The sequence below is a fragment of the Kribbella sindirgiensis genome (assembly GCF_004331435.1).
Classification (GTDB): Bacteria; Actinomycetota; Actinomycetes; order Propionibacteriales; family Kribbellaceae; genus Kribbella; species Kribbella sindirgiensis.
Genome location: NZ_SJKA01000001.1, coordinates 367204 through 394003, shown reverse-complemented (window position 1 = coordinate 394003; position 26800 = coordinate 367204). Strand labels below are relative to the sequence as shown.

The 26800-nt window shown below is 68.0% G+C and carries 24 protein-coding genes; 18 read left to right on the top strand and 6 right to left on the bottom strand.

The window, feature by feature from the left end; translation table 11 throughout:
- The first annotated feature begins 50 nt into the window (after nucleotides 1–50).
- Genes E0H50_RS01920 through E0H50_RS01885 form a run of 8 tightly spaced genes read left to right on the top strand, consistent with a single transcriptional unit; the run spans nucleotide 51 to nucleotide 8820 of the window.
- Nucleotides 51–1154, top strand: a complete 1104-nt coding sequence (locus E0H50_RS01920) for a DUF4185 domain-containing protein (protein WP_131284075.1) — start codon at nucleotides 51–53, stop codon at nucleotides 1152–1154.
- Nucleotides 1151–1858 (top strand): FadR/GntR family transcriptional regulator, encoded by a 708-nt coding sequence (locus tag E0H50_RS01915; RefSeq protein ID WP_202867972.1) that lies wholly within the window; start codon nucleotides 1151–1153, stop codon nucleotides 1856–1858. Before E0H50_RS01920 ends, E0H50_RS01915 begins: the two co-directional genes overlap by 4 nt.
- Nucleotides 1859–1873: 15 nt before the next feature.
- Nucleotides 1874–3142, top strand: a complete 1269-nt coding sequence (locus E0H50_RS01910) for an ABC transporter substrate-binding protein (protein WP_131284073.1) — start codon at nucleotides 1874–1876, stop codon at nucleotides 3140–3142.
- Nucleotides 3139–4026, top strand: coding sequence for a carbohydrate ABC transporter permease (locus E0H50_RS01905; RefSeq protein ID WP_202867971.1), 888 nt, complete (start codon nucleotides 3139–3141; stop codon nucleotides 4024–4026). Before E0H50_RS01910 ends, E0H50_RS01905 begins: the two co-directional genes overlap by 4 nt.
- A complete protein-coding gene (locus E0H50_RS01900) occupies nucleotides 4013–4822 on the top strand; it encodes a carbohydrate ABC transporter permease (protein ID WP_131284069.1) in 810 nt (269 codons plus the stop codon). The genes E0H50_RS01905 and E0H50_RS01900 overlap by 14 nt, the downstream gene beginning before the upstream one ends.
- A 10-nt stretch (nucleotides 4823–4832) precedes the next feature.
- Nucleotides 4833–5582 carry an SDR family NAD(P)-dependent oxidoreductase gene (locus E0H50_RS01895; RefSeq protein ID WP_131284067.1) on the top strand — a complete coding sequence of 250 codons (750 nt, stop codon included), beginning with the start codon at nucleotides 4833–4835 and terminating at the stop codon, nucleotides 5580–5582.
- Nucleotides 5579–6793 carry an enolase C-terminal domain-like protein gene (locus tag E0H50_RS01890; RefSeq protein ID WP_131284065.1) on the top strand — a complete coding sequence of 405 codons (1215 nt, stop codon included), beginning with the start codon at nucleotides 5579–5581 and terminating at the stop codon, nucleotides 6791–6793. The genes E0H50_RS01895 and E0H50_RS01890 overlap by 4 nt, the downstream gene beginning before the upstream one ends.
- Nucleotides 6790–8820, top strand: coding sequence for a glucosidase family protein (locus E0H50_RS01885; protein ID WP_131284063.1), 2031 nt, complete (start codon nucleotides 6790–6792; stop codon nucleotides 8818–8820). The genes E0H50_RS01890 and E0H50_RS01885 overlap by 4 nt, the downstream gene beginning before the upstream one ends.
- A gap of 15 nt (nucleotides 8821–8835) precedes the next feature.
- On the opposite strand, the gene E0H50_RS01880 is transcribed toward E0H50_RS01885, so the two are convergent.
- On the bottom strand, nucleotides 8836–9504 hold the full coding sequence (locus tag E0H50_RS01880) for a GntR family transcriptional regulator (RefSeq protein ID WP_131284061.1): 669 nt from the start codon (nucleotides 9502–9504) through the stop codon (nucleotides 8836–8838).
- Between the two features lie 173 nt (nucleotides 9505–9677).
- Between E0H50_RS01880 and E0H50_RS01875 the strand changes: the two genes are divergently transcribed.
- Nucleotides 9678–11297: a phage tail tip lysozyme gene (locus E0H50_RS01875; RefSeq protein WP_238150709.1), complete on the top strand. Its 1620-nt coding sequence runs from the start codon at nucleotides 9678–9680 to the stop codon at nucleotides 11295–11297.
- Nucleotides 11298–11316: 19 nt separating this feature from the next.
- Nucleotides 11317–11934, top strand: a complete 618-nt coding sequence (locus E0H50_RS01870; protein WP_131284059.1) for an S-layer protein — start codon at nucleotides 11317–11319, stop codon at nucleotides 11932–11934.
- Between the two features lie 12 nt (nucleotides 11935–11946).
- Here E0H50_RS01870 and E0H50_RS01865 read toward each other — a convergent pair whose 3' ends face one another.
- Entirely contained in the window at nucleotides 11947–12819 is an 873-nt protein-coding gene (locus tag E0H50_RS01865) for a dimethylarginine dimethylaminohydrolase family protein (protein ID WP_131284057.1), read from the bottom strand.
- Nucleotides 12820–12997: 178 nt separating this feature from the next.
- Here E0H50_RS01865 and hisC point away from each other — a divergent pair, with 178 nt between their 5' ends.
- On the top strand, nucleotides 12998–14077 hold the full coding sequence (gene hisC / locus E0H50_RS01860; protein ID WP_131284055.1) for a histidinol-phosphate transaminase: 1080 nt from the start codon (nucleotides 12998–13000) through the stop codon (nucleotides 14075–14077).
- A gap of 241 nt (nucleotides 14078–14318) precedes the next feature.
- Here the strand turns inward: hisC and E0H50_RS01855 are convergent, their stop codons facing one another.
- Nucleotides 14319–14912 (bottom strand): hypothetical protein, encoded by a 594-nt coding sequence (locus tag E0H50_RS01855; protein ID WP_131284053.1) that lies wholly within the window; start codon nucleotides 14910–14912, stop codon nucleotides 14319–14321.
- Between the two features lie 479 nt (nucleotides 14913–15391).
- The gene (locus tag E0H50_RS01850) at nucleotides 15392–16330 is read right to left on the bottom strand and encodes an EamA family transporter (protein ID WP_131284051.1); all 939 of its coding nucleotides are present in this window, start codon (nucleotides 16328–16330) and stop codon (nucleotides 15392–15394) included.
- 459 nt (nucleotides 16331–16789) lie between these two features.
- Between E0H50_RS01850 and pdhA the strand changes: the two genes are divergently transcribed.
- The 5 genes from pdhA to E0H50_RS01825 all read left to right on the top strand — a co-directional run bounded on the left by pdhA (nucleotide 16790) and on the right by E0H50_RS01825 (nucleotide 21818).
- Nucleotides 16790–17953, top strand: a complete 1164-nt coding sequence (gene pdhA / locus E0H50_RS01845) for a pyruvate dehydrogenase (acetyl-transferring) E1 component subunit alpha (protein ID WP_131284049.1) — start codon at nucleotides 16790–16792, stop codon at nucleotides 17951–17953.
- 3 nt (nucleotides 17954–17956) lie between these two features.
- Complete coding sequence (locus E0H50_RS01840; protein WP_131284047.1) at nucleotides 17957–18934, top strand: alpha-ketoacid dehydrogenase subunit beta; 978 nt, start codon at nucleotides 17957–17959, stop codon at nucleotides 18932–18934.
- Nucleotides 18934–20325: a dihydrolipoamide acetyltransferase family protein gene (locus E0H50_RS01835; RefSeq protein ID WP_202867970.1), complete on the top strand. Its 1392-nt coding sequence runs from the start codon at nucleotides 18934–18936 to the stop codon at nucleotides 20323–20325. Before E0H50_RS01840 ends, E0H50_RS01835 begins: the two co-directional genes overlap by 1 nt.
- 102 nt (nucleotides 20326–20427) lie before the next feature.
- Nucleotides 20428–20856: a MerR family transcriptional regulator gene (locus E0H50_RS01830; protein ID WP_131284045.1), complete on the top strand. Its 429-nt coding sequence runs from the start codon at nucleotides 20428–20430 to the stop codon at nucleotides 20854–20856.
- The gene (locus tag E0H50_RS01825; RefSeq protein WP_131284043.1) at nucleotides 20853–21818 is read left to right on the top strand and encodes an NAD-dependent epimerase/dehydratase family protein; all 966 of its coding nucleotides are present in this window, start codon (nucleotides 20853–20855) and stop codon (nucleotides 21816–21818) included. Before E0H50_RS01830 ends, E0H50_RS01825 begins: the two co-directional genes overlap by 4 nt.
- Here the strand turns inward: E0H50_RS01825 and E0H50_RS01820 are convergent.
- The gene (locus tag E0H50_RS01820) at nucleotides 21798–22757 is read right to left on the bottom strand and encodes a hypothetical protein (protein WP_131284041.1); all 960 of its coding nucleotides are present in this window, start codon (nucleotides 22755–22757) and stop codon (nucleotides 21798–21800) included. The genes E0H50_RS01825 and E0H50_RS01820 overlap by 21 nt on opposite strands.
- A gap of 60 nt (nucleotides 22758–22817) precedes the next feature.
- Between E0H50_RS01820 and E0H50_RS01815 the strand changes: the two genes are divergently transcribed.
- The gene (locus E0H50_RS01815) at nucleotides 22818–23648 is read left to right on the top strand and encodes an EamA family transporter (RefSeq protein ID WP_202867969.1); all 831 of its coding nucleotides are present in this window, start codon (nucleotides 22818–22820) and stop codon (nucleotides 23646–23648) included.
- Nucleotides 23649–23805: 157 nt separating this feature from the next.
- Entirely contained in the window at nucleotides 23806–25050 is a 1245-nt protein-coding gene (locus E0H50_RS01810; protein ID WP_165546974.1) for an MFS transporter, read from the top strand.
- Between the two features lie 282 nt (nucleotides 25051–25332).
- Here the strand turns inward: E0H50_RS01810 and E0H50_RS01805 are convergent, their stop codons facing one another.
- The gene (locus E0H50_RS01805) at nucleotides 25333–26718 is read right to left on the bottom strand and encodes a S8 family peptidase (protein ID WP_131284037.1); all 1386 of its coding nucleotides are present in this window, start codon (nucleotides 26716–26718) and stop codon (nucleotides 25333–25335) included.
- Nucleotides 26719–26800: the final 82 nt, after the last annotated feature.

Here is a 26800-nt window from a genome sequence, read left to right as displayed (position 1 = left end):
CCAACCCTGACTCTTGACAGCCAAAATGACCAAGTGATCTGATCATTTTCATGTCCCGTCCCTTGGTTGCGGTAGTCGCGTTGTCACTCACGGCAGCAGGCCTCGCTGTCCCCGCCGCTGCAAGCCCGTCGAGCTGCAGCGCTGTCCAGACGAACTGGACCGCTCAGACGACCCCCCACGCGGCCCCCGAGGGGTTGCTGAACGCGTACTCCGACACCGGGAAGGGCTGGACGGGTGCGGACAGCACCTACTCCGTTCCGCTTCCCGGCGGCCGTACGGCGTGGGTCTTCTCCGACACGTTCCTCGGCCCGGTGAACCCGGACGGCAGCCGTCCGAAGACCACGCCGTTCCTCAACAACTCGTTCGTGATCCAGCAGGGCAGTCGGTTGAAGACGGTCACCGGCGGTACGGCGACCAACCCGACCGCGCTCGTTCCGCCGCCGTCCAACGGCTGGTACTGGTTCGGTGCGGCGCAGACCAGCCACGCCGGCCGTGACCTCGACGTGGTCGCGCTGCGCTTCGAGAAGACCGGGACGGGTCAGTGGGACTGGCGCTGGGCCAGCAACTACCTGGCTCGGTTCGACAGCACCACGTACAAGCTCAAGAGCCTCACCCCGATTCCGTCGGGTGCGAACGTGCAGTGGTCCGGCTGGCTGCTGAGGGACCGCGGGTACACGTACGTCTACGGCGTCGAGGACCTGGGCGCCGCGAAGTACCAGCATGTCGCCCGGGTCCGTGGCGACGACCTGACCGCGAAGCCGTGGGAGTACTGGACCGGCTCGGGCTGGTCCAGCGACGAGACCGCGTCCGCCCGGGTGCTCCAGGGCGTCGCCAACGAGCACAGTGTGACCCGCTGGAGTGACGGCTACCTGCTGGTCACGCACGACACCAACGAGCTGTTCAGCAAGCGCGTCCTCGGGTACTTCTCCTGCTCGCCGACCGGTCCGTGGGTGAAGCCGATCGAGCTGTACCAGACCCCCGAGACGGGCGGGAACATCATCACGTACAACTCCCACGACCACCCCGACCTGCGACGCGGTACCTCGCTCCTGGTGAGCTACAACGTCAACAGCCTGGTCAGCGACGAGCTGTACGGCGACGTGAGCATCTACCGCCCGCGGTTCGTGTGGGTCACGCTGGCGGCGGCCAAGTGAGCTCCACGGGAGGCGTCGTACGGCGGAGTCTGCTCGACGATCTGGCGACGTCCATGCTGGCCCTGATCGCGGAGCGGAAGCTGGCGCCGGGTGACCAGTTCGAGGCCGTGCGGTCGCTGGCGGAACGGTTCAAGGTCGCCGTACCCACCGTGCGGGAAGCGCTGCGTCGGCTGGAGGCCACCGGAGCCGTCGAGCTCAGACATGGCTCTGGCGTGTACGTCGGTCCGAACGTCGGCCGGCTGGTTCTGGCCAACCCCCTCGCGCTGGCACCGAGTCCGGACCGGCTGGTGGAGCTCCTGCAGGCCCGTGCCCTGATCGAGCCACCTGTAGCCGCACTGGCAGCGCAGACGCGTGCAGAGGCCGCGCTGGAGCAGATGGCCAAGGACCTGGACACCGCGGCCGAGCTGATCGCGTCCGGCGACCACGCGCAACTGGCCGAAGTGAACATGGACTTCCACCGCTCACTAGCGCAGGCGTCCGGGAACTCGACGCTGGCCGAGGTGGTCGAGTCGGTCACGGTCGTGAACGCCCGGGAGCAGCTGGAGATCCTGCACATCCACGGCGACCGGCAGGCCGACCTGGACGAGCACCGCGCGATCTACGACGCGGTCCGGTCCGGCGACGCGGACCTGGCCGAACTGCTCACCCGCGAGCACCTCGACGGCGTACTGGCCGTCATCAACGAACGTTTTCAGCAACCCTGAGCTGAGAGGAACACCATGATTCACCGGAAGGCGCTGACCGCGTTGGCCGTCGCCGGAGTGCTGGCTCTGTCCGCCTGTGGCGGTGGCGGCGCCGCTGCTCCGAAGAAGGGCGAGGATAAGCCGGTCGACTCGCTGAAGTTCTACAACGACAAGGGCGGCTGGAAGGACGCGTTCACCCAGGTCGGGGCGGCCAGCAAGAAGGACGTCGGCGTCGGCATGGAACCGGTCGGGTACTCCGACTCGAACACGTACACCGCCTTCATCCGGTCGTCGTTCCGGACCAAGGAGAAGGCCGACCTCTTCACGTGGCACACCGGCAAGGAACTTCAGGACCTGGTGGACCAGAAGCTCGTCGCCGAGACCACCGACCAGTGGACCAAAGCGGTTGCTGACGGCAACATCCCGGAGCAGCTCAAGCAGTACTTCACGTTCGACGGCAAGCAGTACTGCGTCCCGCTGAACGCCGGCTACTGGGTGATGTACTACAACAAGGCCGTCTTCAAGAAGGCCGGGATCACCGCGACCCCGAAGACGTGGGCCGAGCTCCTGCAGGTGGCCGACAAGGTCAAGGCCGCGGGCGTGAAGCCGTTCTACCAGACCAACATCCTGTTCTCGTTCGTCTGGTTCGAGACGCTGCTGGCCGGCAAGGACCCGGACCTGTACGACGCGCTCGCCGCCGGTAAGGCGAAGTACACCGACCCGGGCGTGGTCGAGGTGATGAACGAGTGGAAGAAGATGATCGACGCCGGGTACTTCAGTGACCCGGGCGCGAAGACCGAGCCGCAGGCGCAGCTGAAGAACGGCGACGTCGCGATGATCAACTTCGGCACCTGGTTCAGCGGCAACCTGAACACGCTGAAGATGAAGGCCGGTACCGACTACGACTTCTTCGTGATCCCGAACGTGAATCCGGCGCTGCCGAAGACCTCGATGATCTTCGAGACCGGCCCGGTCTGTTCGGCCGCGGCGTCGGATCACGCGTCGACCGTCAAGAAGTGGACCGACTGGTGGGTCACGCCGCAGGCGCAGACCGCGTGGGCGAACTCCCGCGGCGACCTGTCGTTCAACCCGAAGGCCGAGGTCAAGGACCCGGGGCTGGCGCAGCTGAACAAGGACGTCAACGGATACCGCCTGATCAACAGGTGGTTCGAGGCGACACCGGTTCCGGTGGCGAACAAGGCCCTCGAGGTGTTCGGCGCGTTCGTGACCAAGCCGGGTGACCCGATGCCGGGCCTGCAGAAGATCCAGGCCGAGGCGGACGCGTACTGGGCCAAGCAGAAGTGAGCAATCAGGCCCTGGACCGGACAGGGGCGCGTAAGGCGCCCCTGTTCGGCCTACCAGCTGTAGCGGTCGTCGCACTCCTGCTGTACCTGCCGTTGGTGTGGACCACGTATGTCAGCTTCACCGACTACGACGGGCTCGCGTCGCCCATGTGGTCCGGGCTGGCCAACTACAAGGCGATGTTCAGTGACCCCGATCTGATCGGGGCACTGGTCAACACGCTGCTGTGGGTGGTCGGCATGGTCACCCTGCCCGTCGCACTCGGCCTACTGATCGCCGTACTGACCTACGGGCACAAGTGGGGCACGTGGCTGCGGCTGCCGTTCCTGCTGCCGTACGCGATCTCCGGTGTGGCCGTCGGCGTCATCTGGGGCTTCGTACTGCAGCCGGACGGCGCACTGGGCCAGGCACTCGGGTTCTTCGGGCTCCCGGGTGCCCACACCGGCTGGCTGCAGGCAGGTCCCGGCAACACGCTGATGATGATCGTGGCCGTCACCTGGCAGGCGGCCGGCGTGAACGCGCTGCTGTTCGTGGTCGGCCTGCAGTCGATCCCTGCTGAGCCACTGGAGGCCGCTCGGCTGGACGGCGCCGAAGGCTTCAGTCTGTTCCGCCACCACCTGTGGCCGCAGCTCCGCCCGATCACCACCGTCGTCATCGGACTCTCGATCGTCGGCAGCCTGAAGACGTTCGACGTGGTGTGGGTGATGACACAAGGCGGCCCGGGTACGTCGTCCGAGACGCTGGCACTGTCCATGTACAAGGAGACCTTCGTCCTGAACGACTACGGCCAGGGCGCCGCGATCGCGCTGTTCCTCAGCCTGGTCACCTTCGCGGCCTCGATCCTGTACCTGCGCTACCAGTTGGGGGACGCCCGTGAGCAGGGTTAAGACGGCGGTTCTGATCGTGCTGGGGCTGATCTGGCTCGCGCCGGTCTACCTGCTGGTCGTGAACGCGTCGAAGTCCGTCGACGGGTACGACGCGAAGACCGTGTGGAAGCCGGCCGGGTTCTCGTTGTTCGCGAACTTCGGTGACGCCTGGAGCAAGGCGGCGCTGGGGGACACCTTGGTCGCGACCACGATGTACAGCGTGATCGCGCCGGTGCTCGCGGTACTCATCGGCTCGGCGGCCGGGTACGCGATCGTCGTACTGCGGCTGAAACGCGGCTTCCTGTGGTTCGTGTTCATCTTCGGCGGGACGATCTTTCCGCTGCAGATGATCCTGATGCCGTTGTTCTCCGGGTACGCGAACTCCGGGCTGTACGACACCCGGACCGGGATGATCATCGTCTACACCGCGATCAGCGTGCCGTTCTCGGCGTTCGTGATGCGGAACTTCTTCACCGGGATCGCGCGCAGTGTGTTCGAGGCCGCGGTGGTCGACGGCGGCGGGCTGTTCCGGATCTTCCGCAGCATCTACCTGCCGATGGCGGGGTCGGCGCTGGCCGCGATCTTCATCCTGCAGGCGACGTTCGTCTGGAACGACCTGCTGCTCGGCCTGACCCTGAGCCAGTCGGACTCGGTCCGCCCGATCATGCCGGCCCTCACCGGTCTGCAGAGCACGTACGGCGGGGCGTCGCTCCCGACCGTGCTGGCCGGTGGCCTGCTCGTCTCGCTGCCCACGGTCATCCTCTTCCTCGCCGCCCAACGCTTCTTCTCCCGGGGCCTCGCCCTGGGCCAGTTCTGAGAGGACACATATGAGTCGCACAGTCGTCGTGACCGGTGGTGCCGCCGGCATCGGACGAGGTGCAGTCGAACGCTTCATCGCCGCCGGGGACCGGGTGATCGCCCTGGACCGGGACGCCCAGGCGCTGGCCGGTCTGAGCGGCGTCACCGGTGTGCAGGTGGATGTTGCAGACCGGGCCGCGCTCGCATCCGTCGCCGAGGAGATCGGCGCGGTGGACGTGCTGGTATGCGCGGCGGGCGTGCAACGGTACGGAACCGTGGTTGATACGCCTTCGAACGTGTACGACGAGGTGATGGCGGTGAACGTCGGGGGCGTGTTCTTCGCATGCCAGGCGTTCGTCCCGCGGATGTCGCGCGGCGGGAGTGTCGTGGTGGTGTCGTCCGTGCAGGCGTATGCGGCGCAGACGGGCGTCGCGGCGTACTCGATGGGTAAAGGCGCGTTGCTGAGTCTCGTACGAGCGATGGCGGTGGATCACGCTCCGGACGGGATCCGGGTGAATGCGGTCTGTCCGGGCTCTGTGGACACACCGATGCTGCGCACATCCGCGGCGCAGTTCGGCGGTGGACGCTCGACGGACGACGTCGTCGCCGAGTGGGGGCGCTCGCATCCGCTGGGGCGGGTCGCGACGCCGGGAGAGGTTGCCGAGGTCATCTACTTCCTGTCCTCGCCGGCCGCGTCGTTCGTGACCGGAGCCGACGTGAAGGTCGACGGCGGGTTGACCGCCGGGCTGGCCGTCGTACTGCCGGAGGACGCGAAGTGAAGATCGTCGACATTCGGGCGACCACGGTGACGATGCCGTTGGAGGCGCCGCTGCGGCACAGCAACGGAGCGCACTGGGGACGTTTCGTACGGACCGTCGTGGAGGTCGAGGCCGACAACGGGCTGATCGGTCTCGGTGAGATGGGCGGCGGCGGGCAGAGCGCCGAGGCCGCGGTCACCGGGCTCAAGCCGTATCTCGTCGGTCACGACCCGGCGCGCACCGAGGCGCTGCGCTGGATGCTCGCCAACCCGACCGCGAGCCTGTACAACAACCGGACCCAGTTGCTGGCGGCAATTGAGTTCGCATGTCTCGATCTGCAGGGCCGAGAGCTCGGCGTACCTGTGCACGCGTTGCTCGGCGGAAAGGTGCGCTCACACGTGCCTTTCGCGAGCTACCTGTTCTTCCGGCACCCGAACGACGACGGGACCGGCGAGATCCGTACGGCGGAACAGTTGGTCGCGCACGCCCGCGAACTGGTCGACCAGCACGGTTTCAGCGTGCACAAGCTCAAGGGCGGCGTGTTCCCGCCGGACTACGAACGCGAGTGCTTCCGCGCGCTGGCCGAGGCGTTCCCCGGGCACCGCGTGCGCTTCGACCCGAACGGCGCGTTCAGCGTCGAGGAGGCGATCCGGTTCGCCCGCGGGATCGAGGACCTCGACAACGACTACCTCGAGGACCCGACCTGGGGCCTGAACGGGATGCGCCGGGTCCGCGAGAACACCCCGATCCCGCTCGCGACGAACACCGTCGTGGTGAACTTCGAGCAGCTCGCTGCGAACGTCCGTGATCCCGCGGTCGACGTGATCCTGCTGGACACGACGTTCTGGGGCGGTATCCGGCCGTGTATCAAGGCGGCCGGCGTCTGCGAGACGTTCCAGCTCGGGGTCGCGGTGCACTCGTCCGGCGAGCTCGGCATCCAGCTCGCGACGATGCTGCACCTCGGCGCCGTCGTACCGAACCTGTCGTTCGCCGCGGACGCGCACTACCACCACCTGCGCGACGACATCATTGCCGGCGGCAAGCTGCCGTACGCCGACGGCGCGATCGCGGTCCCCGACGCGCCCGGCCTGGGCGTCGAGCTGGACCGCGACAAGCTGGCCGAGTACGCCGAACTCTTCCGCGAACTCGGCCCGTACCCCTACGACCGCGATCCGGCCCGCCCGGACTGGTATCCCTTGCTCCCGAACTCCGATTGGGCCGACCCGTCATGATTCCGCGTTCCGCCGACCTGGCGAGCGACGTCCTTGTCCACACGTACGACGACATGTTCAACCCGCCGGGGCTGACCAACTTCCTGGGGACGGCGCAGGTCGACCACGACGTCGTGGCGATTCGGAGCGTCAACTTCCCGCCGTACTCGCACGGCGACACCATCACCGGCCAGCTGTACGTCGACGGGCGCCTGGCGCGCTCGTACGGCGGCACAGTGGAGGTCGTGTGGCGCCCGGACTGCGTGATCCGCTCCACCACGGTCGACGGCCTCGACCTCCGTACTACCACCGCCTGTGCGCCCGGCCGACCGGCGGTGGTTGTCCAGCTGGAGGTCTCCGGCGCACCCGGCCGCTCGGTCCACCTAGGCCTCGCCCTGGACAGTACGGCGACTCGCTCAGGCAGCGGCTGGCTGAAGCCGGAGCCTCCGTCCGAGGTGAACGCACTGTCGGTTGTCGACAATCGGGTTGTAGGCACCGGCGAATCCGGATCCGCCGTGAGCATCCAGGGCCTGGATGTGCCCAGCACCGTGGACAGGGCGATGCTCGAGGCAACGGTCGTCCTGGACGAGGCGGGGCGCGGGCGGCTGTCGTACGTCCATGTGCTGGCGGGGACGCTGGAGGAGGCTACGGAGCACTTCGACGTCTGCGTGGCCGACGTACCGGCGGTGATCTCGGTCGCGGAGAGCATGTGGGACGTGGCGATCGCCGACGCGTTCGACCCGTCCAGCGACGGCTTCAGCGGGTCCCTGCCCGTGCTGGAGACGTCCAACGAGGCGTTGCGGAAGCTGTACTGGTGGGGTGTGCTCGGGGTCATCTGGTTCCGGCGGGACAACCCGGCCAGTGTGCTCGGGCGGACGTACGACACGTTGATGCCGCGGTACTGGCAGACCACGACGTTCATCTGGGACTACAGCCTGTCCTCGCTCGCGCATGCGCTGCTGGATCCGGAGCCGATGCGGAAGCACATCGAGCACTGGATCGAGCTGGACACCCACAAGCACTTCGGTACCGAGTGGCTGACCGGTGGACCGGTCGGCTACTGGTACTCGGTGAACGACTTCGCCATGACCCGGCTGGTACGCGACTACGTGCGCTTCAGCGGAGACTCGGCGTTCCTGGACGTTTCCGTTGGTCCGAAGCCAGTCACGGAGCATGTGCACGACTGGGCGACCGCCTGGCGCGGACTGCGCGGTGAGCACGCGCTGGCCGACTACGGCGGCATCGACAACCTGCTGGAGTGTGTGAGCAGCTACGTGCACGAGGTGGCCAGCTTCAACGCGGCCAACGTCTGGTGCCTGCGGGTGGCGGCTGAGCTCGCGGACCGGTCCGGTGACGCGGACCGAGCCGCTCTGCTCCGCAAAGAGGCGTCTGAGCAGGCAGGGCACGTCAACGAGCTGTACGTCGAGGGCAAGGGGTTCTGGCACGCGCGGCAGCCGGACGGCTCGCTCGTCCCGGTCCGGCACTGCTACGACTTCAACATCATCGGTACGACGATCCCGGACGACCTGTCCGAGTCGCAGTGCGCCGAGATGGTGTCGTTCTTCCAGCGGGAGCTGCAGACGCCCACGTGGATGCGCGCGCTGTCGCCGTACGACGCGGATGCCGCGTTCAGCGTCCGTCCGGACCACCAGTGGAACGGCGCATACCCGGCGTGGCCGGCGGACGCGGGGCGCGCACTGTTCGCGCTCGGGCGCGGCGACGTACTGCTCGACTGGCTGCCGGGACTCGCCAAGTCCGCGAACCAGGGTCCGTGCGGTCAGGCGCATTTCGTCGAGGAGGCGCAGCCGCCGATGGCCGGTGGCGCGCGGAAGTCGCCGCCGCAGTTCCCGTACCTGATCGACTGGTCCTGCTCGTCGTCCGGTGCCTGGGTCAGCCTGGTTCTGGAGGGCGTCTTCGGCATCGAGGTCGCGTTGGACGGCACCGTCACCGCGAGCCCACAGGTCGCGGCACTCGACCCGAACGCCCGCCTGACCGGCCTCCGGGTCGGCTCGCAGACGTACGACGTGACGGCCGACGGACTGGTCTGAGGCTGGTCCGAGGGCTCAGGCGGGTGGCATCGCGATGGCTTCGAGGAGGGACTCCTCGGCGCCGGCGAGATGCCGGCGGAGCTCCTCGACGCACTCGTCGAGCTCGCCCCGCTCGAGCAACCGGACGAGTTTGCGGTGGGACGCGACCTGCTGCCGCGCGTCCTGCCGCAGCGCGTCCACCCGGGCCAGCGCGAGCCGTGCCTCGCCGGTGACCGAGTCGGCGGTCGCAATCAGCCGGTCACTGCCGGTGAGCGCCACCAGGCTGCGGTGGATGGCCAGGTGGGTCTCGGTCAGAGCCTCCGGGTCGGCACCGTCCTTGGCGGTCGCGGCGAACACCCGCATCGCCTCCCGGACCCGCTCGCGGGCCGCCTCGTCGGCGTCGTACCAGGCCCGGATCCCAGCGGACTCGAGCACGAACCGGGCGCGGCAGATGTCGGCCACGGCCTCCGGGTGCAGGATCGCGACGCTGACCCCTTTGTTCGGCTCACGGACCGCCAGGCCCTCGGTGACCAGCATCGTCATCGCCTCGCGGATGGTGCTCCGGGCGACCCCGAGCGCCTCGGCGAGCGGCTGCTCACGCAGCGGCGTACCGGGCTCCAGATCGCCGGCGAACAGGGCGGCGCGCAGCGCGTCGACCACCCGGTCCACCGTGGTCGAGCGGTCCACCCGCAGCCGTTCGTACATGATGTGATTCTCGTCCAGACCCGGTCCGTTGTCGCGCCCGACCCGGCTCCACCCGGCCTCCCTGTGGATAACTTGCGACGCATGACCCGATTTTCGGGCAGCATTTCCTTTTAGTGGCCGCCCCTTCCCGCGGACCGACGCAGGAAGCCACTCGAACGAGCGAGGAGCACAGCGTGGAAGGCGCCGGCAAGCTGCTGCAGATGGCCGCCGGGATCGTGCTGGCGTTGGCGCTGTCGTTGGGCATTGTGCTGCTCCTGCTGCTCGGCGCGCTGGCCGGGTCGGCCTCGGCCGAAGCGCAGTGCGCGCAACGCGCCCAGGACAAGCCCCTGATGGGGTGGCCGACCGACCGGCACGAGATCGACGGCCAGTGGACCTTCGTGCACCGCGGCTACGACTTCAGGGTGGACGAGGACGCCAAGGTCTACGCGTCCCAGGACGGCAAGGTCGTCTACGCCAAGGACAACGAGGTCCGGATCCGTCTCGAGAGCGTCGAGACGCGGTACCGGCCCATGAAGACCATCACCGTCAGTAACGGCGCCGAGGTCAAGCGCGGCGACCAGATCGGCACCGCCGGTACCGGCAGCGAGGGCACCGACGCCGAGGGCGCCCCGATCGGCATCGGCGGCGCGCACATCCACTGGGAGATGTGGGCAGACCAGGAGCAGAACAACGAGTGGTCCATCGTCCCGCAGCCCGAGGAGAACCCCTTCGTGCTCGACTCGGAGACCTCCGGCGCGTGCAGTTGTATCGACGGTGACCTCTCCGGGTCCAACAACCAGCAGAAGGCCTTCAACTTCCTCGTCCAGAACGGCTACACCAAGGAGCAGGCCGCGGGCATCGTCGGCAACATGATCGCGGAGTCCAGCGTCGAGCCGGCGCGTCTGCAGAACACGGACCCGGGTGTCGTGACGCCGCCGTCGGAGGTGCTCACCACCGAGCTCGGCTGGGGCATCGTGCAGTGGACACCCGCCCGCAAGATGGTCAACCCGTCCCGCGACGCCGGTGTCCAGGACGACAAGATCGCGTCCCTGGGCTATCAGCTGGAATTCCTGGTCAAGCAGCTCAACGGCGAAGGGCCGATCGCGGAAGCCGCGGCCGGGCGCGCGATCAAGGCCGCGACAACGGTCGATGAAGCGGCGTACGAGTTCGGCGACAAGTTCGAGCGGTTCGGCGGGCACGAGGACCCGAACCACCCGACGTACGCCGACCGGAAGGCGAACGCGCGGCACGTGTTCGAACAGTTCGCCGGTTCGGCGCCCGCGTCGGGAGGCGGCGCGCAGAACGCCGGCGCCACCGGCGGGTGCGGCGCGGGCAGCGGCAACATCGCCGAGGTCGCGAAGAACCTGGCCTGGCCCGAGGACGGTCACGACGGCACGGACGCGAGTATCGCGAAACCGGAGTTCGTGGAAGCGATGGAGAAGTTCAACGACGGCTCCAGCGGCTACGTCCCCTACAGCGACTGCGGGCGCTTCGTCGCGACCGTGATGCGGATGAGCGGCGCCGACAAGGACTTCCCGAAGGTGTCGACCGGGGTCCAGTTCGACTACATGAAGGACTCCGGGAAGTACGACTACTGGCATGCCGTGCCGCCAGGCGGCATGAAGCCGGGTGACATCCTGAACGGGCCCGGCCACACCTACCTGTATGTCGGGCCCTGGGGTGCGGCAGGCGGCGGGTACGACTCCGCCTCGGGCTCCCTGGGCGACCACGTGCCGGAGGCAGGTCACCTGTACGACGTCGGCGGCCAGTTCTGGGTCTTCCGGCTGAAGAACGCGTCGCAACCGGCGAGCTGAGCAAGGACAGGAGCAGCGAATGCTGGACGAGAACCGGCGGCCCTTCATGATCGGCGTCGTCGTGGTGGCGGTCGTCCTGATATTGATCGGCGGGGTCGTGCTGTTCCGCGGCGGCGGATCGGAGACGACGCTGTCGGTGCAGTCGATTCCGAACGACCTGACCTTGAAGCTGGACGGCCACGAGATCCCGGCGAACGGCAACGTCAAGATCAAGGCAGGCACGCACACCCTGGAGGGTTCGCGGCGCGGCTTCCAGAGCTACAGCCAGACCTTCACCTCGGGCAACGACGCACTGAGCTACAAGATGTACCTGTACGCCAACAGCGCCGAGGGCCGGGAGTGGACCAAGAACAACCCCGAGCAGGAGCAGAAGCTCGAGGAGGAAGCCGGCCGGAAGTACGACCAGTTCCAGGACCGGATCAAGCGCAAGTACCCGATCATCAGCCAGCTCCCGTACGTGGGCGACGGCTTCCAGGCGACGTACACGAAGTCCAAGACCGACCCGACGAACCCGGAGGCGATCTCGATCGTCATCGAGGTCTTCGGCTCTCAGGGCAAGAAGAAGGCCCTGCAATGGATCAAGGGCTACGGCTGGGACATCAACACCCTCGACGTCATCTGGACCACCGGCAAGTAGGCCGGCCGCCGCTCAGGCGGGGAGGACGAGCTCCCCGCCTGGAGTGCTGATCGCGGACAACGGGAAGTCCAGCGGGTTCGTCAGGCAGCGGATCGAGCCGCCGCCCTTGTGGAACTCCGACAGGTCCAGGACGACGACGCGCAGCCCGAGGCCCGTGAACACGTCGTACAGCCGCGGTGAGCAGGCCGGCATGATGATCGTCTCGCCGACCACGATCGAGTTCGCGCTGAACGCGAACGCCTCCTCGTCGGTGAGCACGATCGGGTCCGGGACGATCCCGGACAGCTCGGCCTGGCTCGCGGCGTCGAACGCCGGCGGGTAGATCATCGCGTGCGTGCTGTCCACCGGGCAGAACGGCAGGTCGAGGTGGTACATCCCCTCGTGGGCGATCCGCAGCCCGCGAACCCGGATGTTCCACTCGGTCGCCAGGTGCTTGAGCGCGGCTTCCTCGGTCCGCGGCCCGTACCCGACGACCAGGCTGTCGCCGAACACGAACGCGTCGCCGGACTCGAAGTGCGGCCCGATACCCTCGCCGCCGGTCCGGTCGAGCCGGAATCCGGCATCGGTGAACCATTCGGCGGCGCTCAGCGACTCCTGCCGGCGCGGCTCGAACCGCATGTGCGAGAGCATCGCGCGGCCGTCCGCGGCCGCCAGCCCGAGGTTCATCGCGTACACCATGTCCGGTGAGTCGGCCCGCTGCTCGAGGACCTCGACCTCGCCGCCGGCGTCCACGATCGCCTGCCGCAGCGACTCCCACTGCTTGAGCGTCAGCGCCGGGTCCGGCTGGTCGTGCGTCGACATGTACGGGTTGATCACGTAGTCGATCCGGAAGTGGTCCGGCCGGACCATCAGGTAGCGACGACCCCACTCCAGCGGCTGCCCCATGAACACCCTCCTGACTACGGTGAGACCTGATTGCCAGATCCCCTGATTGTCCGACAATCAGTCAGTTTGAGGCTCAGTGCACCGCTAGTCAACTCGCTGCACCACCGGTTGAAAGGTGTGCGCGAGGTCGCTTCCGCCGACGGTGGTTCCGGGGTGGGGTAAGGACTAACCTGCGGGCATGACCCCTGACAACGAGGTTCGCTTTCGCGCCTGCCTGGACGATGTCGCGGCTTACAAGCCGGGCCGTCCGCCGGAGCGCTCCGACGGTCGCCCGACGTACAAACTGTCCAGCAACGAGAACCCGTACCCGCCGCTGCCGGGGGTGCTCGCCGCCGCGACCGAGGCCGCCGCGCAGATGAACCGGTACCCGGACATGGGCGCCGTCGACCTGCTCGAGGCGCTGTCGGGCCGGTTCGGCGTACCGGTGAGCGACCTCGCGGTCGGGACCGGGTCGGTCGCGCTGCTGTACCACCTGCTGCAGGCGACCGTCGCGGAAGGTGACGAGGTCGTCTACGCCTGGCGCTCGTTCGAGGCGTACCCGATCGCGGTCCAGCTGACCGGCGCGACCTCGGTCAAGGTGCCGCTGACCGCGGAGGCCCGCCACGACTTCAAGGCGATGGAGGCCGCGATCACCGACCGCACCAAGGTCGTGCTGGTCTGTACGCCGAACAACCCGACCGGCCCGGTGGTACGCCGCGACGAGCTGCTCGCGTTCCTCGACGCCGTACCGTCGAACGTGCTGGTCGTGATCGACGAGGCGTACCGCGAATTCGTCCGGGAGACCGACGTCGTGGACGGCGTCGAGCTGTACCGCGACCGCCCGAACGTGCTGGTCCTGCGGACGTTCTCGAAGGCGTACGGACTGGCCGGGTTCCGGGTCGGGTACGCGATCGGTCACCCGTCCGTGGTCGCCGCGATCCGGAAGTGCGCGCTGCCGTTCGGAGTCAGCTACGTGGCGCAGGCCGCCGCGATCGCGTCCCTCGCGGTCGAAGAGGAGTTGCTGGAGCGCGTCGACGCCCTGGTCGAGGAGCGTCAGCGGGTCGTCGCCGCACTCCAGGCAGCCGGCTGGGACGTCCCGGAGACGCAGACGAACTTCGTCTGGCTCGACCTGGGCGAAGACACCGTCCGGTTCGCCGAAGCCGTTCAGGCCGAAGGCGTGTCGATCCGCCCGTTCCCCGGCGAAGGCGTCCGCGTCACCATCGGCGAACCCGAAGCCAACAACCTCTTCCTGACCGTCGCCCGCACGTGGCGCCGGTGAGCGCTCTCGTCTGGATCTCCGCGTCCTCTGACACCAACCGTGGCAGTGCACCCCCATCCGGCCCGCTGAACAGGCTATTGCCTCTCCACCGCCCCCAGATCCTGTTCACAGCCCCGGCCCCAGACGCAAAGAAGCGGCGCCGGGAGGAGTGAGGCTTGCTCCCGGCGCCGCTTGTGGTGCTCCGAGTCAGTCAATCCACCGAGGTGACTGGTTCGGGTCCTGCATCACTGACCAGGGAGGGTCAGTTGTTCTGCTCGTTGCTCTGCTCGCAGGTCTTGAGCGAGTCGACGGAGTTGCCGTCGTTGTCCAGGCCCAGGATGCCGGTCGGGTTCGACAGCGGGACAGTGCCGCCGATGCCGGTGATGTCGACCTGGTTGTGGCAGACCTGCCACGGACCGACCTTGTTGTCGGACACGGAGACGACACCGTTGCCGTCGGCCTTGTACCACTTGCGGTTCTGCTCGTTCTCCTGCTCGCAGGTCTTGACGGCGGTCACGCTGTTGCCGTCGTTGCCCCAGCCGACGATGCCGGTGATGTCGTTGGCCGGCACGGTGCCGCCGATGCCGGTGCCGGCACCGAGGTTGTGGCAGGCCTGGAACGCACCGAGGTCGTTGCGGTCGATGGCGACCAGCGAGCCGTCCTTGTGCATGCCCCACCAGCGAGCGTGGCCCTTGTCGTAGCCCTTGGAGGCCGAGGAGACCGCGTCGGCCAGGCCGGTGACCTGAGCCTTCTGCTGGGCGTCGTCGAGAACGTTGGCGCTCACGACGGTGGCCAGACCGAGGGTGGCGACAGTCGCCACCGCTGCAGCGGCGACGATCTTACGAGTTACCTGCATTATGCCAGGTTTCCTTTCGGGTTTTGACGGATTCGTCTTAGTGGTAACGACACCTGGCACAGGCGGTTACAAACTTTTTCGTCAACTTTTTCCGAGGTACTGGTGCGCAGCGTAGTCCGGTGGTGAGTTCCCTGACGGAGCAGCGAAACTGCCGCTGACCAGGCAACTTACCGGTGATGGTAGTGAGCGAAAATTGAGACGGAAAGTCCCGTAACCGAGCTTCGGGTACGTCGTTGAGTCAGCGCGGGTGATGGATGCCTGCTGAATCGGAAGATTGTTTCGGTGGGCTCGGTGGCTGCCGAATTGGCAATAGCACGATTCGTCGGAATATGTTGGAACCATTGCCGGAGTTTCGTGCCGTGTTTTTCGGGCCACGGCGCGACCGGCAGCCAGACCCGCTGCCGCGCGCATCGGCAGCGGTGGGAGACCCGGGTCCTTTGGGCCCGGGTCTTTCCTTTGCCAGGAGTGCTGCAGGAGCGCTACGAGCGCCGGCGTTCGGACGTGACAACGAGCGCGACGCCGACGATGATCACCGCGCCGCCGAGCAGGATCTGCCAGGTCAGGCTCTCGCTCAGGATCAGCCAGCCGAGGAACACCGCGACCGCCGGGTTCACGTACGCGTACGTGCCCACCAGCGAGATCGGCGCGTTCGCCAGCAGATACGAGTACGCCGTGTACGCGAGCAGCGACCCGAACACCACCAGGTAGCCCAGCGCGATCCACCCGGAACCGTGGATCCGGTCGAGGTGCAGCCGCCCCGGCTCTCCCCGCAGTACGCCGAGCAGCACCATCGCCGTACCGCCGAAGACCATTTCGTAGAGCGCTGTCACCAGGGGATCCCGCGGCAGCCCGAGGCGTGGCGCGTACCGCGAGCCGGTCGCCCAGCAGATCGTGCCGACCACCAGGATCGCCACCGACAGCGGCTTGGCGCTCGTGTTGCCACCTGACAACGCGAGCAGCGCCGCCCCGCCGAATCCGATCAGTACGCCGACCCAGGTCATCGACCGCGGCCGCTCGCCGCCGCCGACCCGCAGCAGCATCAGCCACAAGGGGATCGCCGCGACCAGCAACGCGGCCAGCCCGGACGGCACGGTCTGCTCCGCGATCGCCACTGCCCCGTTGCCGAAGGCAAGCAGCAGGATCCCGACCGTGGCCGCGCCGATCGCCTCGCGGCGGGTGATCCGGAGCCGCTGCCAGCCCGACTTGAGGGCGAGGCCGGCGGCCATCAGCAAGGCGGCGGTGAGGAAGCGGGTGGCCATCCCGAGCATCGGCGGGATCTCCGCCTCGACGACGACCCGGATCGCCAGGTACGTCGAACCCCAGACCACGTACACGACCGCGAGAGCGGTCCAGATCATCGCGCCCGAGGCGGTCCGGGAACCGGACTCGACCACTCCGGCGGGAGCCGACGCGACCATCAGGAACCTCCTCGAGACTGTCAGGGGTGTCTTGTAAGAACGATGCTTACGCTATGGCTCGCGACGACTCCCGCGCAAGGCGGTATCCGGCCACCGATCCACGGATTTCCGCCAACCCTGGTAGAGGTCGAGACGCATTTGTGACACTTGTCGTCGAGGTGGCCGATCTCTGTAATATGAGCCTGCCGATAGGACCAGTGGATGGACTGGTGTCTCATCGCAGGACCGATTTCGGTACCGCCGTACCCGCCGGAGTCCAGACAGTTAGCGAATCAGGCACCTCGTCGGTACGGTGTCCGGCAAGATGGGAGTGAGACCGGTGAGGAGGTCCACTGCCAGCAGTGCATCAACCCCTGGAATCACGCGGACCAGCCTGCGAAAGCCGCACCCGGCAACAGCGGGGGGACCCGTGCAACGTTGCGGTCGCGGCGATCCCGCGCTCGAACCCGAGGAGTGCATGTGAGTGAGTCGGTGCCGGGCCCTGCCCCGGAAGTGTTCGCGCCCCACGAGGCGCCGGTCAGTCCGCCCCAGGCCTCCGAAGAGGTCGAGTTCGTCCAGCTCCTGACGCCCGAAGGTGAGCGCGTCGAGCATCCGGACTACAAGTTCGACCTGGACGACGAGACGATCAAGGGCTTCTACCGGGACATGGTCCTGGTCCGCCGGATCGACAGCGAGGCGACCGCCCTGCAGCGCCAGGGTGAGCTCGGGCTGTGGGCGTCATTGCTCGGCCAGGAGGCCGCGCAGATCGGCTCCGGCCGCGCTCTGAACAAGAAGGACATGGTCTTCCCGACCTACCGTGAGCACGGCGTCGCGTTCTGTCAGGGTGTCAACCCGCTGAACCTGCTCGGCCTGTTCCGCGGCGTCGACCAGGGTGCGTGGGACCCGAAGGACAACAACTTCCACCTCTACACGATCGTGATCGGCGCGCAGACGCTGCACGCGACCGGGTACGCGATGGGCCAGCAGCGCGACCACGCGATCGGCGACGCCGAGAACGGCGAGGCCACGATCGCGTACTTCGGCGACGGCGCCAGCAGCCAGGGTGACGTCAACGAGGCGTTCATCTGGGCCTCGGTGTTCAACGCGCCGGTGGTGTTCTTCTGCCAGAACAACCAGTGGGCGATCTCGGAGCCGATCGACCGGCAGACCCGGATCCCGCTGTACCAGCGCGCCGCCGGCTTCGGCTTCCCCGGCATCCGCGTCGACGGCAACGACGTACTCGCGACGTACGCCGTCACGCAGCAGGCCCTGAAGCGGGCCCGCGAGGGCAGCGGCCCGACGCTGATCGAGGCGTACACGTATCGGATGGGCGCGCACACCACCTCCGACGACCCGACGAAGTACCGGCTGAACGAAGACCTCGAGCACTGGAAGCTCAAGGACCCGATCGAGCGCGTGCACGCGTACCTGAGCCGGCACGCCGGTGTCGACCACGACTTCTTCGACGAGATCGACGCCGAAGGGGACAAGATCGCCGCCGAGCTGCGCGCCGGCTGCCTCGCACTCCCGGACCCGGTGCTCACGGACTTCTTTCAGAACGTGTACGTCGAGGAGACTCCGCAACTGGCCGAGCAGCGGGACCAGTTCGTCGCGTACGCCGCTTCGTTCGAAGGCGAGGGCTGAGCGATGACCAAGATCACTCTCGGCAAGGCCATCAACGCCGGACTCCGGGCCGCGATGGAGAAGGACCCGAAGGTCATCGTGATGGGCGAGGACATCGGCAAGCTCGGCGGCGTGTTCCGGGTCACCGAAGGTCTGCAGAAGGACTTCGGCGAGGACCGGGTGATCGACACCCCGCTCGCCGAGTCCGGGATCATCGGCACCGCGGTCGGCCTCGCATTGCGCGGGTACCGCCCGGTCTGCGAGATCCAGTTCGACGGCTTCGTGTTCCCGGCGTACGACCAGATCATCAACCAGGTCGCGAAGATGCACTACCGGTCGATGGGCAAGATCCGGATGCCGATCGTCATCCGGATCCCGTACGGCGGCGGCATCGGCGCGGTCGAGCACCACTCGGAGTCGCCGGAGACGCTGTTCGCGCACGTGCCGGGGCTCAAGGTGATTTCCTGCGGCGACCCGGTCGACGCGTACTGGATGATCCAGCAGGCGATCACGTCCGACGATCCGATCGTGTTCTTCGAGCCGAAGCGGCGGTACCACGAGAAGGCCGAGCTGGACGAGTCCACGCCGCCCTCGCTGCCGCTGCACAAGGCGAAGGTGGTCCGGGAGGGCACCGACGCGACGCTGCTCTGCTACGGCCCGATGGTGAAGACCTGCCTGCAGGCGGCCGAGGCCGCGGTCGAGGACGGCCGCAACCTGGAGGTCGTGGACCTGCGGACGATCGCGCCGTTCGACCTGGCGACGATCTTCGCGTCCGTGAAGAAGACGCGGCGTGCGGTCGTGGTGCACGAGGCGCCGTACTCGTTCGGTCCTGGGTCGGAGATCGCGGCGCGGGTGACCGAGGAGTGCTTCTACCACCTCGAGGCGCCGGTGCTTCGCGTGACGGGGTACGACACTCCGTACCCGCCGTCGCGGATGGAGGACGACTATCTTCCGGACCTCGACCGGGTGCTGGACGGCGTCGACCGGGTGATGGGGTACTGATGGGCATCCAGCAGTTCCGCCTCCCCGATGTCGGTGAAGGACTCGTCGAGGCCGAGATCGTCAGCTGGAAGGTCAAGCCCGGCGACACGGTCAAGCTCAACGACACCGTCGTCGAGATCGAGACCGCGAAGTCGCTGGTCGAGCTTCCGGTCCCGTTCGCCGGCGTGGTCACCGAGCTGCTCGTGCCGGAGGGCGAGACGGTTCCGGTCGGTACGCCGATCATCTCGGTGACGACCGAGTCCGCCGAGGGCTCTCCGGAAGACCTGGTCCCGACTCTCCCTGAGCCCGAGGAGGCGGGCGGCCGCACGGCGGTCCTCGTCGGCTACGGCCCCAAAACCACCGAAGCCAAACGCCGCCAGCGCAAGCCCGCAGCCTCCGCCGGCTCGGCGCCGGCTCCGGCTGCGGGAGTAGCTGCCCCAGCGCAGGTTCCCCCGACCCCGGCCGCGGCGGTTGTTCCCACCACCCCGGCGGCGGTCGCTCCCAGCGCACCGGTTGCTGGGGGCAATGGGTCTGTGCATGTGCTGGCGAAGCCGCCGGTGCGGAAGTTGGCCAAGGATCTGGGGATCGATCTGGCCGTGGTGACGGCGACCGGACCGGGTGGAGTGATCACGCGGGCCGATGTCGAGGGGTACGTCGCGGCGCCTGCGGTGGCGGACGTTCCGGCGTACGAGCCTGCTCCGGTGGTGAGCGGGCGCGAAGACACGCGCGTTCCGGTCAAGGGTGTGCAGAAGGTGATGGCGCAGGCGATGGTCGCCAGTGCGTTCACCGCACCGCATGTGACCGAGTGGATCACCGTCGATGTCAGCGCAACCATGGACCTCGTCGAACGGCTCAAGTCGGACAAGGCGTTCAAGGATCTCCGCGTCTCGCCGTTGCTGATCGTCGCGAAGGCCGTCACGCTGGCGGCTCGCCGTACGCCGATCGTCAACGCGGCCTGGGACGAGCAGGCGCAGGAGATCGTGTACAAGGGCGCGGTCAACCTCGGCATCGCCGCGGCCACCCCGCGCGGGCTGATCGTCCCGAACATCAAGAACGCCGACTCGCGCACCCTGCCGGACCTGTGCAAGGCGCTGAACGACCTGGTCGCCACCGCCCGCGAGGGCAAGACTCAGCCGGCGGACCAGGCCGGCGGTTCGTTCACGATCACCAACGTCGGCGTGTTCGGCGTCGACGCCGGTACGCCGATCATCAACCCGGGCGAGGCCGCGATCCTCGCGTTCGGCGCGGTCCGCAAGCAGCCGTGGGTGGTGGACGACGAGATCGTCCCACGCTGGATCACCACCCTCGCCCTGTCCTTCGACCACCGCCTCATCGACGGCGAAAAGGGCTCCACCTTCCTCGCCGACGTAGCAGCCATCCTGGAGGACCCGGCCCGCGCACTGATGTTCTAGATTCCGCGAAGGTGGGGAGGATTTCTGCCCGTTTCGGGTAGAAAAGCCTCCCCACCTTCCTGTCTTGACCTCAAGCGCTTGAAGTGTGTGAGCGTGGTGGGCATGACGAGCTTCACCATTCAAGAGGTCGCGCGGCGGAGTGGGCTGAGCGAGCCGACGCTGCGGTACTACGAGGACGTCGGGCTGGTCGGCCCGATCGATCGGGACGCGAGTAGCGGGCACCGGCGGTACGGCGATGCGGACGTCGACACGCTCGAAGCACTGGCCTGTTTGCGCGCGGCCGGCGTGAGCATCGACGACATGCGCACGTACCTCGCCAACCGCGCTCGCGGCCGGGAAGCGGCGGCCGAGCAACGTGACCTGCTGCTGCGGCACGCCGTACGGATCGAGGCGGAGATCGCCGCCCAGCACGTGCGGCTCGCCTATCTCCGCGGCAAAGCCGAACTCTGGGACGCCCGGGACCGCGGCGACGAGGCCGCGGAAACCGCGGCGATCGAGCGGCTCGTCAGCGTGGTCGGTGAGCTCCGATGAGCCCGGTTCTGGTCACCGGCGGATCCGGATACCTGGGGACCCACCTCATCGCGCGGCTCCTGCGCGACGGACACGAGGTACGTACGACGGTGCGCTCGGCGGCACGCTCCGCCGCCGGCGTGCGGGCCGCCGTACGGCGTGGTGACGCCGACGACACCGGCCTCGAGATCGTCGAGGCCGACCTGATGTCCGACGACGGGTGGAAGGCCGCGGTCGAAGGCTGTGCGGAGATCCATCACGTCGCATCGCCGATCCCCGTCGTACAACCAGAGGATCCGGACGAGCTGATCGTCCCGGCCCGGGAGGGGACGCTGCGCGTCTTGCGGGCGGCGCGGGACGCCGGCGCGCGACGCGTCGTACTGACGTCGTCGTTCGCCGCGATCGGATACACGCCGAAGCCCGGGTCCGAGTTCACCGAGGAGGACTGGACGGATCCCGATACGCCGGGCCTCGCGCCGTACCCCCGCTCGAAGGCGATCGCCGAACGCGCCGCCTGGGACCTGATGCGCGACGCCGCCACCGAACTCGTGGTCGTCAACCCGACCGGAATCTTCGGCCCGACCCTGACCACCGACCTGCGCTCGTCCACCCACCTGATCAAGATGATCCTCGACGGCACCATGACGGTCGCACCGCGCGCCCGCTTCGGCGTGGTCGACGTCCGCGACGTCGCCGACCTGCACATCCGCACGATGACCACACCCGACGCCGCAGGCAACCGCTACCTCGCCGTCGCCGACGACCCGACGGTGAGCTTCCTCGAGATCGCCCAGATGCTGCACCGCCGCCTCGGCGTCGCGACCCCGACCGAAGAGGCCCCAGGGCCTGATCTGCCCCGCCCGATCATCCACAACGACCGTGCTTGCGCCCTCGGCTGGCAGCCTCGCGACGTCGAAACCACCGTCGTCGAAACTGCTGAGAGCCTGCGCGACCTGGGGCTGCTACCCCCAGGGGTCCTCTGATCTCCAACGCCGGCTCGCCATGGACGGCCGTGCGCGACGCCCGACCACCATCGAGTGGAACGTCGCGCGCCACTTTCCGGGCGGCTGCCGAAGGGTCTGCAGTACCTCGGCGGCCAGCCGCTCGGGCTCCTTCATCGGGAACCGTAGGAACACCTGGAACATCTCGGCCTTGGCAACCAGCGCCACGAGGAACCGTTGGGGGTCTCGATGGTCCTGTGCAGCCCAGTTGAGTGTCAGGCCGGCCGCGGCGAGGTGGTTGCGGTCAGCGCCCTCGAGCACCAGCCGCGACGCCGTGTCCGCCGGCCGCTGCCAGCTGTTGTCGACGCCGATCCGCTCGACCTCAGCGTCGTACGCCTCGGCTTCGAAGGAGACGCCATGGCCGAGCGGTACGTCGACCGACCAGTCCCAGTGGACTACGCCGTCGTCGCGGGTGATCCGGGCCTCGGTCGAGCCGCAGCCCGATTCGCCGCACTCGCATCGGGCCACGATCACGCGCCGCGGCTCGGTGGTCGCGACGAGCTGATTGGCCGGAACGAACAGATCGAAAGGGTGCATGCCCATGCCGGCGCCGACTTGGGTGATCTCCAGTTCGTTGACGTGGATCAGCACCTCGAAGCCTTCGTCGTTCGGCGTGATGTGCAGGCTGAGGCGGTCGGTGGGCAGACGTGCGTACGACGTACCGCTGACGCGCTGACCGGGTGATGTGGGGTCCGGCTGCGGGACGTCAAGCTCGTCCAGGGCGTCGAGGAGCAGTTGGCGGAGCGGCCCGGGCCTGGAGGAGCGCGGCATGCCGGCGAGCTCGCGCAGGGCAGGGGAGTCGAGGCCGTCCACGAGGGCCCGGGTAGCAGCCTCGATCGGACGGTCCGTGTCGGCCCAGTGCGGATCCACGGAGCAGCGCGCTGCAGCGTCGTACAGGCGCTGCCTGGCTGAGGTCTCCATGTGACCATCATCGCGGTAATCCAGCTGACCACCCCGAACGCCCGGTGAGAGGGTGTGGGGGTGCTGGTGGTCGTGGTCGTGCTTGGGGCGGCGGTGTTGCATGCCACCTGGAACGCGATGGCTCACGGGGCGCCGGATCGGGTTGCTGGGCTGGCGTTGTTCGAGCTCGCGGCGGGGGTGATCGGGCTCGTCGCGGTGCTCGTCATGGGGCTGCCGCCGGCCGGGACGTGGTGGTACATCATCGCGTCCGCGCTGCTGCATCTCGCGTATCTCGGTGGACTGCTCGCGTCGTACCAACTCGGTCAGTTCAGCCAGATGTACCCGTTGGCCCGCGGTACGTCGCCGTGGGTCGTGGCCGTGGTGTCGATCGTCGTACTGCACCAGACCCTGGCCGTCCTCGAGTTGGCCGGCGTACTGCTCGTGTCGGCCGGGCTGATCGCGCTCGTGTTCATCGGCCGCCCGGGACGCGGACAGGTCCCCGCGCTGTTCGCCGCGATCGGGACGGGGCTGATGATCGCGTCGTACACGGTCGTCGACGGGCTCGCCGTCCACAAGATGCCGGTGGCGACGTACATGGGCTGGGTGTTCATGCTGCAAGGGTTCGCGGTCCCGCTGGCGGTGCTGGCCTGGCGCGGTCCAAGAGCCTTCGACCTACCCCGCCCCGCGATCCTCTCCGGTCTCGCGGGCGGGGTCGTCTCGATGGCGGCGTACGGCCTCGTCCTCTGGGCCCAGACCCGCGGCACCCTGGCCGCGATCGCCGCCCTCCGCGAAACCAGCATCATCTTCGGCGCCATCATCGGCGCGATCTTCTTCCACGAACGCTTCGGCCCCAAACGAGCCGCCGCCGCAGCCGTCGTAGTCGCCGGCATCATCCTCATCACCACCGGCTGACCCCTCCGCCGAGTCGTGGGATCTGGCTGGAGATCCAAGCCCCGATCCACGACTCGGCGATCCGGACCTGAGCCAATCGCCACGACTCGGCGAAGCTGGGCTACCGGCAGATGCGGCCGGCGCGGGTTAAATAGAATCGGTGAAGGTCCAGTGGCGTGTGTTGGTCGACCATCGGGACTTTCTGCGGTTGTTCGTCGGCAACTCGGTCTCTCTGCTGGGGTCGAGCGTGACGACTGTTGCCTTGCCCTTGACCGCGGTCCTGGTTCTCGGCGCCTCGCCGGTGCAGATGGGGTTGCTGGGGGCGGTCTCGTTCCTGCCGCACCTCGTCCTGGGTCTACCAGCAGGAGTGTGGGTTGACCGGCTGTCGTACCGCCGAGTCATCGTCGGTGCTGATCTGTTGGCCGCGGCCGCGCTGACAGCAGTGCCGATTCTGGCGGCGACGGGACTGTTGCAGATGTGGCAGCTGTACGTCGTTGTTGTGGTCACCGGGACCTGCAGCCTGTTCTCGGTGATCGCGGCGCAGTCCTTCGCGCCTGTCCTGGTTCCACGCCGCGAATTGTTGGCGGCCAACAGCGCGCTCGCGCTCAGCAACTCCGTCGTCGCCACCAGCGGCAATGCTCTCGGCGGCGTGCTGGTCCAGCTCCTCACCGCCCCGGTGGCGATCGCCGTTGATGCCGTCTCGTTCCTGCTGTCGGCGCTGTCGAACGCGCGGATCACTGTCGCGGGCCGATCTGTTGCCGACTCGGCCAAGGAGTCGATGTTCAAGGGCATCTGGGCGGGCTTCCGGGCCGCGCTCGAGCACCCCGCGCTCCGGGCGACCACGATCGCCGCGACCGTCGGTGCGCTGGCCGGTCAGATGCAGGGCGTGATCGTGGTCCTGTTCCTGGTCCGCGATCTCGGTCTGTCGGCCGGCCTGGTCGGCCTGGCCTTCGCGGTGTCCGGCCTCGCCGGAATCGTTGGCGCCACCATCGGAGTACAGATCACCGGCCGGCTCGGCAACGGACCCGCCTTCATCGTCGGTACGACGCTGTCGAGCCTGGCCGGGTTGGTGATGGCCGCCGCCGGAGGGCCACCCGCACTGGCCCTGGCGGTCGTGATCATCGCGCAACTCCTCCGCGGCTGGGGCCCGTCGCTGTGGGGCATCAACCAGCAGACCATCCGCCAAACCCTGACCCCACCAGCCCTCCTCGCCCGAACCCAGGCCACCTGGCGCTTCCTGGTCCACGGAACGCAACCAATCGGCGCCCTCCTGGGCGGCACCCTCGCCACCCTGACCAGCTTCCGCACCACCCTCGTCATCAGCAGCCTGATCATGCTGCTGAGCACCACACTCGCCCTCTTCAGCCCTCTACGAACACTCCGCCAACTCCCCGACGCCGACATCGCAACGCACTCTCGTTGACAACCGCCGAACCCAGACCCGACTGCAGCGGTCTGAACTGGGATCGCTTGGGTCTGGGGAGACATCCTGTGGGGGCGCTGGACAGGAAATAACCTGTTCAACCCCACACCGGCCACCGCACCACAACATCCGTCGAATAACACGAGCGCGGCCCGGCGGAGCAGGAGATAGATCAGTCGCGCCGTAGACGTGTCCGCTGAGGGCGCGTAGCACCGACCACGTTCTCCCGCACACCACAGTCCGCTGTGAGCGGGGGTCCCGGGCGGGGGACCCCCGCTCGGTTCAGGGGGTTACGGCGTCCAGGGCGTCGGCGATGCCTTCGCCGTAGAAGGCGTTGTTGGTGGGGGTGCCGGTGCAGCGGGGGTCGGGGGTGGTGGGGCAGGCGGTGTCGTCGGCTTCGCGGTGGAGGGCGCGTTCGATGTCGCGGGGGCCCCACCACGGGTGGGTGGACTTCATCAGGGCGGCGATGCCGGCGACGTGCGGCGACGCCATCGACGTACCGCTGAACTTGGCGTAGCCGCCGGGGACTGTGGACAGGATCGAGCTGCCGGGGGCGGCGACGTCGATCTTGTTCAAGCCGAAGTTGGAGAAGCTGCTCTTCGCGCCGGCTTGGGTGGTGCTGGCGACGGTGATGACGCCGGGGAGTTCGGTGGGCATGTCGAGGCAGTCGTTGTTGATCGTCCGCGTGACGGCGGTCGAGTCGTTCGGGCTGTTGCTGTCCGTGGTCTTGTTGGACAGGTCGTAGTTCGAGTTACCGGCGGCCGCGACCGAGAGCGTGCCTTGGCCGGTCGCCCACGCGTACGCGCGCCGTACGGCTTCCTGCACCGCGCCCTGGTCGCCGTTGTCCTTGCACCAGAACTCGTACGGGTCGATGAAGTAGCTGTGGTTCGTGATGGCCATCCGGTGCTGCGCGGCCCACACGATCCCGCAGATCGAGTACTCCGGGTAGATGTAGCCGGCGTCGTTCACGACCTTGACGGACGCGATCCGTACGCCGGGCGCGACCCCGACGATGCCGACGCCGTTCCGGGCCGCGGCGACTGTGCCGGCGACGTGTGTGCCGTGCGCGCTGGTCGTCGGCCGCCAGGCGCCCGCGGTGGTGTCCGGTACGCCGTTGTTCACGCAGCTGACGGAGTCGGCCGCGTCGAAGTTCGGTGCGAGGTCGGGGTGGGTGTCGTCGACGCCGCTGTCGTTGATGCCGACCAGCACCTTGCGGGAGCCGTCGGTGATCGCGTGCGCCTGATCCGCCTTGATCTGGACCATGTCCCACTGCTCGCCCTCGCGCGGGTCGGCGACCGGAGTCGCTTCGGCGAGGTCGTTCGAGTTCAGCCCGCCGGGGCCTTCGCTGACCGCGGCGGTCCGGGTGGCGCCGACGGATTGCACGTCACGCACACTGCGGACCTTGGTCTTGAAGTCCGGGTTCGTCGACTGCGCGATCACCACGCCGAGCTGCTTGTACGAGACCAGGACGGTCCCGCCGGCCGCTTTCACCGCGTCCTCGGTCTTGCGGACGTGACCCGGCGTGGCCTTCGTGTTGACCACGTAGTTCATCAGCGGGCCGGGAGCCGGGTCGGCTTGCGCCGTGGTTGCGGCGCCCAGGGACACACAGGCCAGGGCGATGGCGGAGAGGCCGGCCGCCATTCGGCGGGGGCGGGACGTTCGGGACAAGGTGCCTCCTCAGGGCCGGCCGGGCGGACGGGCCCGGTATGCCGAGACTTTAGAGCGGATTCGGGAAGCGCGGAGTCCTTCA

Bases quoted from the DNA above. Each gene is read 5' to 3' on its own strand.
- E0H50_RS01920 (WP_131284075.1), top strand. From the start codon at position 51: ATGTCCCGTCCCTTGGTTGCGGTAGTCGCGTTGTCACTCACGGCAGCA.
- E0H50_RS01910 (WP_131284073.1), top strand. From the start codon at position 1,874: ATGATTCACCGGAAGGCGCTGACCGCGTTGGCCGTCGCCGGAGTGCTG.
- E0H50_RS01895 (WP_131284067.1), top strand. From the start codon at position 4,833: ATGAGTCGCACAGTCGTCGTGACCGGTGGTGCCGCCGGCATCGGACGA.
- E0H50_RS01885 (WP_131284063.1), top strand. From the start codon at position 6,790: ATGATTCCGCGTTCCGCCGACCTGGCGAGCGACGTCCTTGTCCACACG.
- E0H50_RS01880 (WP_131284061.1), bottom strand. From the start codon at position 9,504: ATGTACGAACGGCTGCGGGTGGACCGCTCGACCACGGTGGACCGGGTG.
- E0H50_RS01870 (WP_131284059.1), top strand. From the start codon at position 11,317: ATGCTGGACGAGAACCGGCGGCCCTTCATGATCGGCGTCGTCGTGGTG.
- E0H50_RS01865 (WP_131284057.1), bottom strand. From the start codon at position 12,819: ATGGGGCAGCCGCTGGAGTGGGGTCGTCGCTACCTGATGGTCCGGCCG.
- hisC (WP_131284055.1), top strand. From the start codon at position 12,998: ATGACCCCTGACAACGAGGTTCGCTTTCGCGCCTGCCTGGACGATGTC.
- E0H50_RS01855 (WP_131284053.1), bottom strand. From the start codon at position 14,912: ATGCAGGTAACTCGTAAGATCGTCGCCGCTGCAGCGGTGGCGACTGTC.
- E0H50_RS01850 (WP_131284051.1), bottom strand. From the start codon at position 16,330: ATGGTCGCGTCGGCTCCCGCCGGAGTGGTCGAGTCCGGTTCCCGGACC.
- E0H50_RS01840 (WP_131284047.1), top strand. From the start codon at position 17,957: ATGACCAAGATCACTCTCGGCAAGGCCATCAACGCCGGACTCCGGGCC.
- E0H50_RS01835 (WP_202867970.1), top strand. From the start codon at position 18,934: ATGGGCATCCAGCAGTTCCGCCTCCCCGATGTCGGTGAAGGACTCGTC.
- E0H50_RS01830 (WP_131284045.1), top strand. From the start codon at position 20,428: ATGACGAGCTTCACCATTCAAGAGGTCGCGCGGCGGAGTGGGCTGAGC.
- E0H50_RS01825 (WP_131284043.1), top strand. From the start codon at position 20,853: ATGAGCCCGGTTCTGGTCACCGGCGGATCCGGATACCTGGGGACCCAC.
- E0H50_RS01820 (WP_131284041.1), bottom strand. From the start codon at position 22,757: ATGGAGACCTCAGCCAGGCAGCGCCTGTACGACGCTGCAGCGCGCTGC.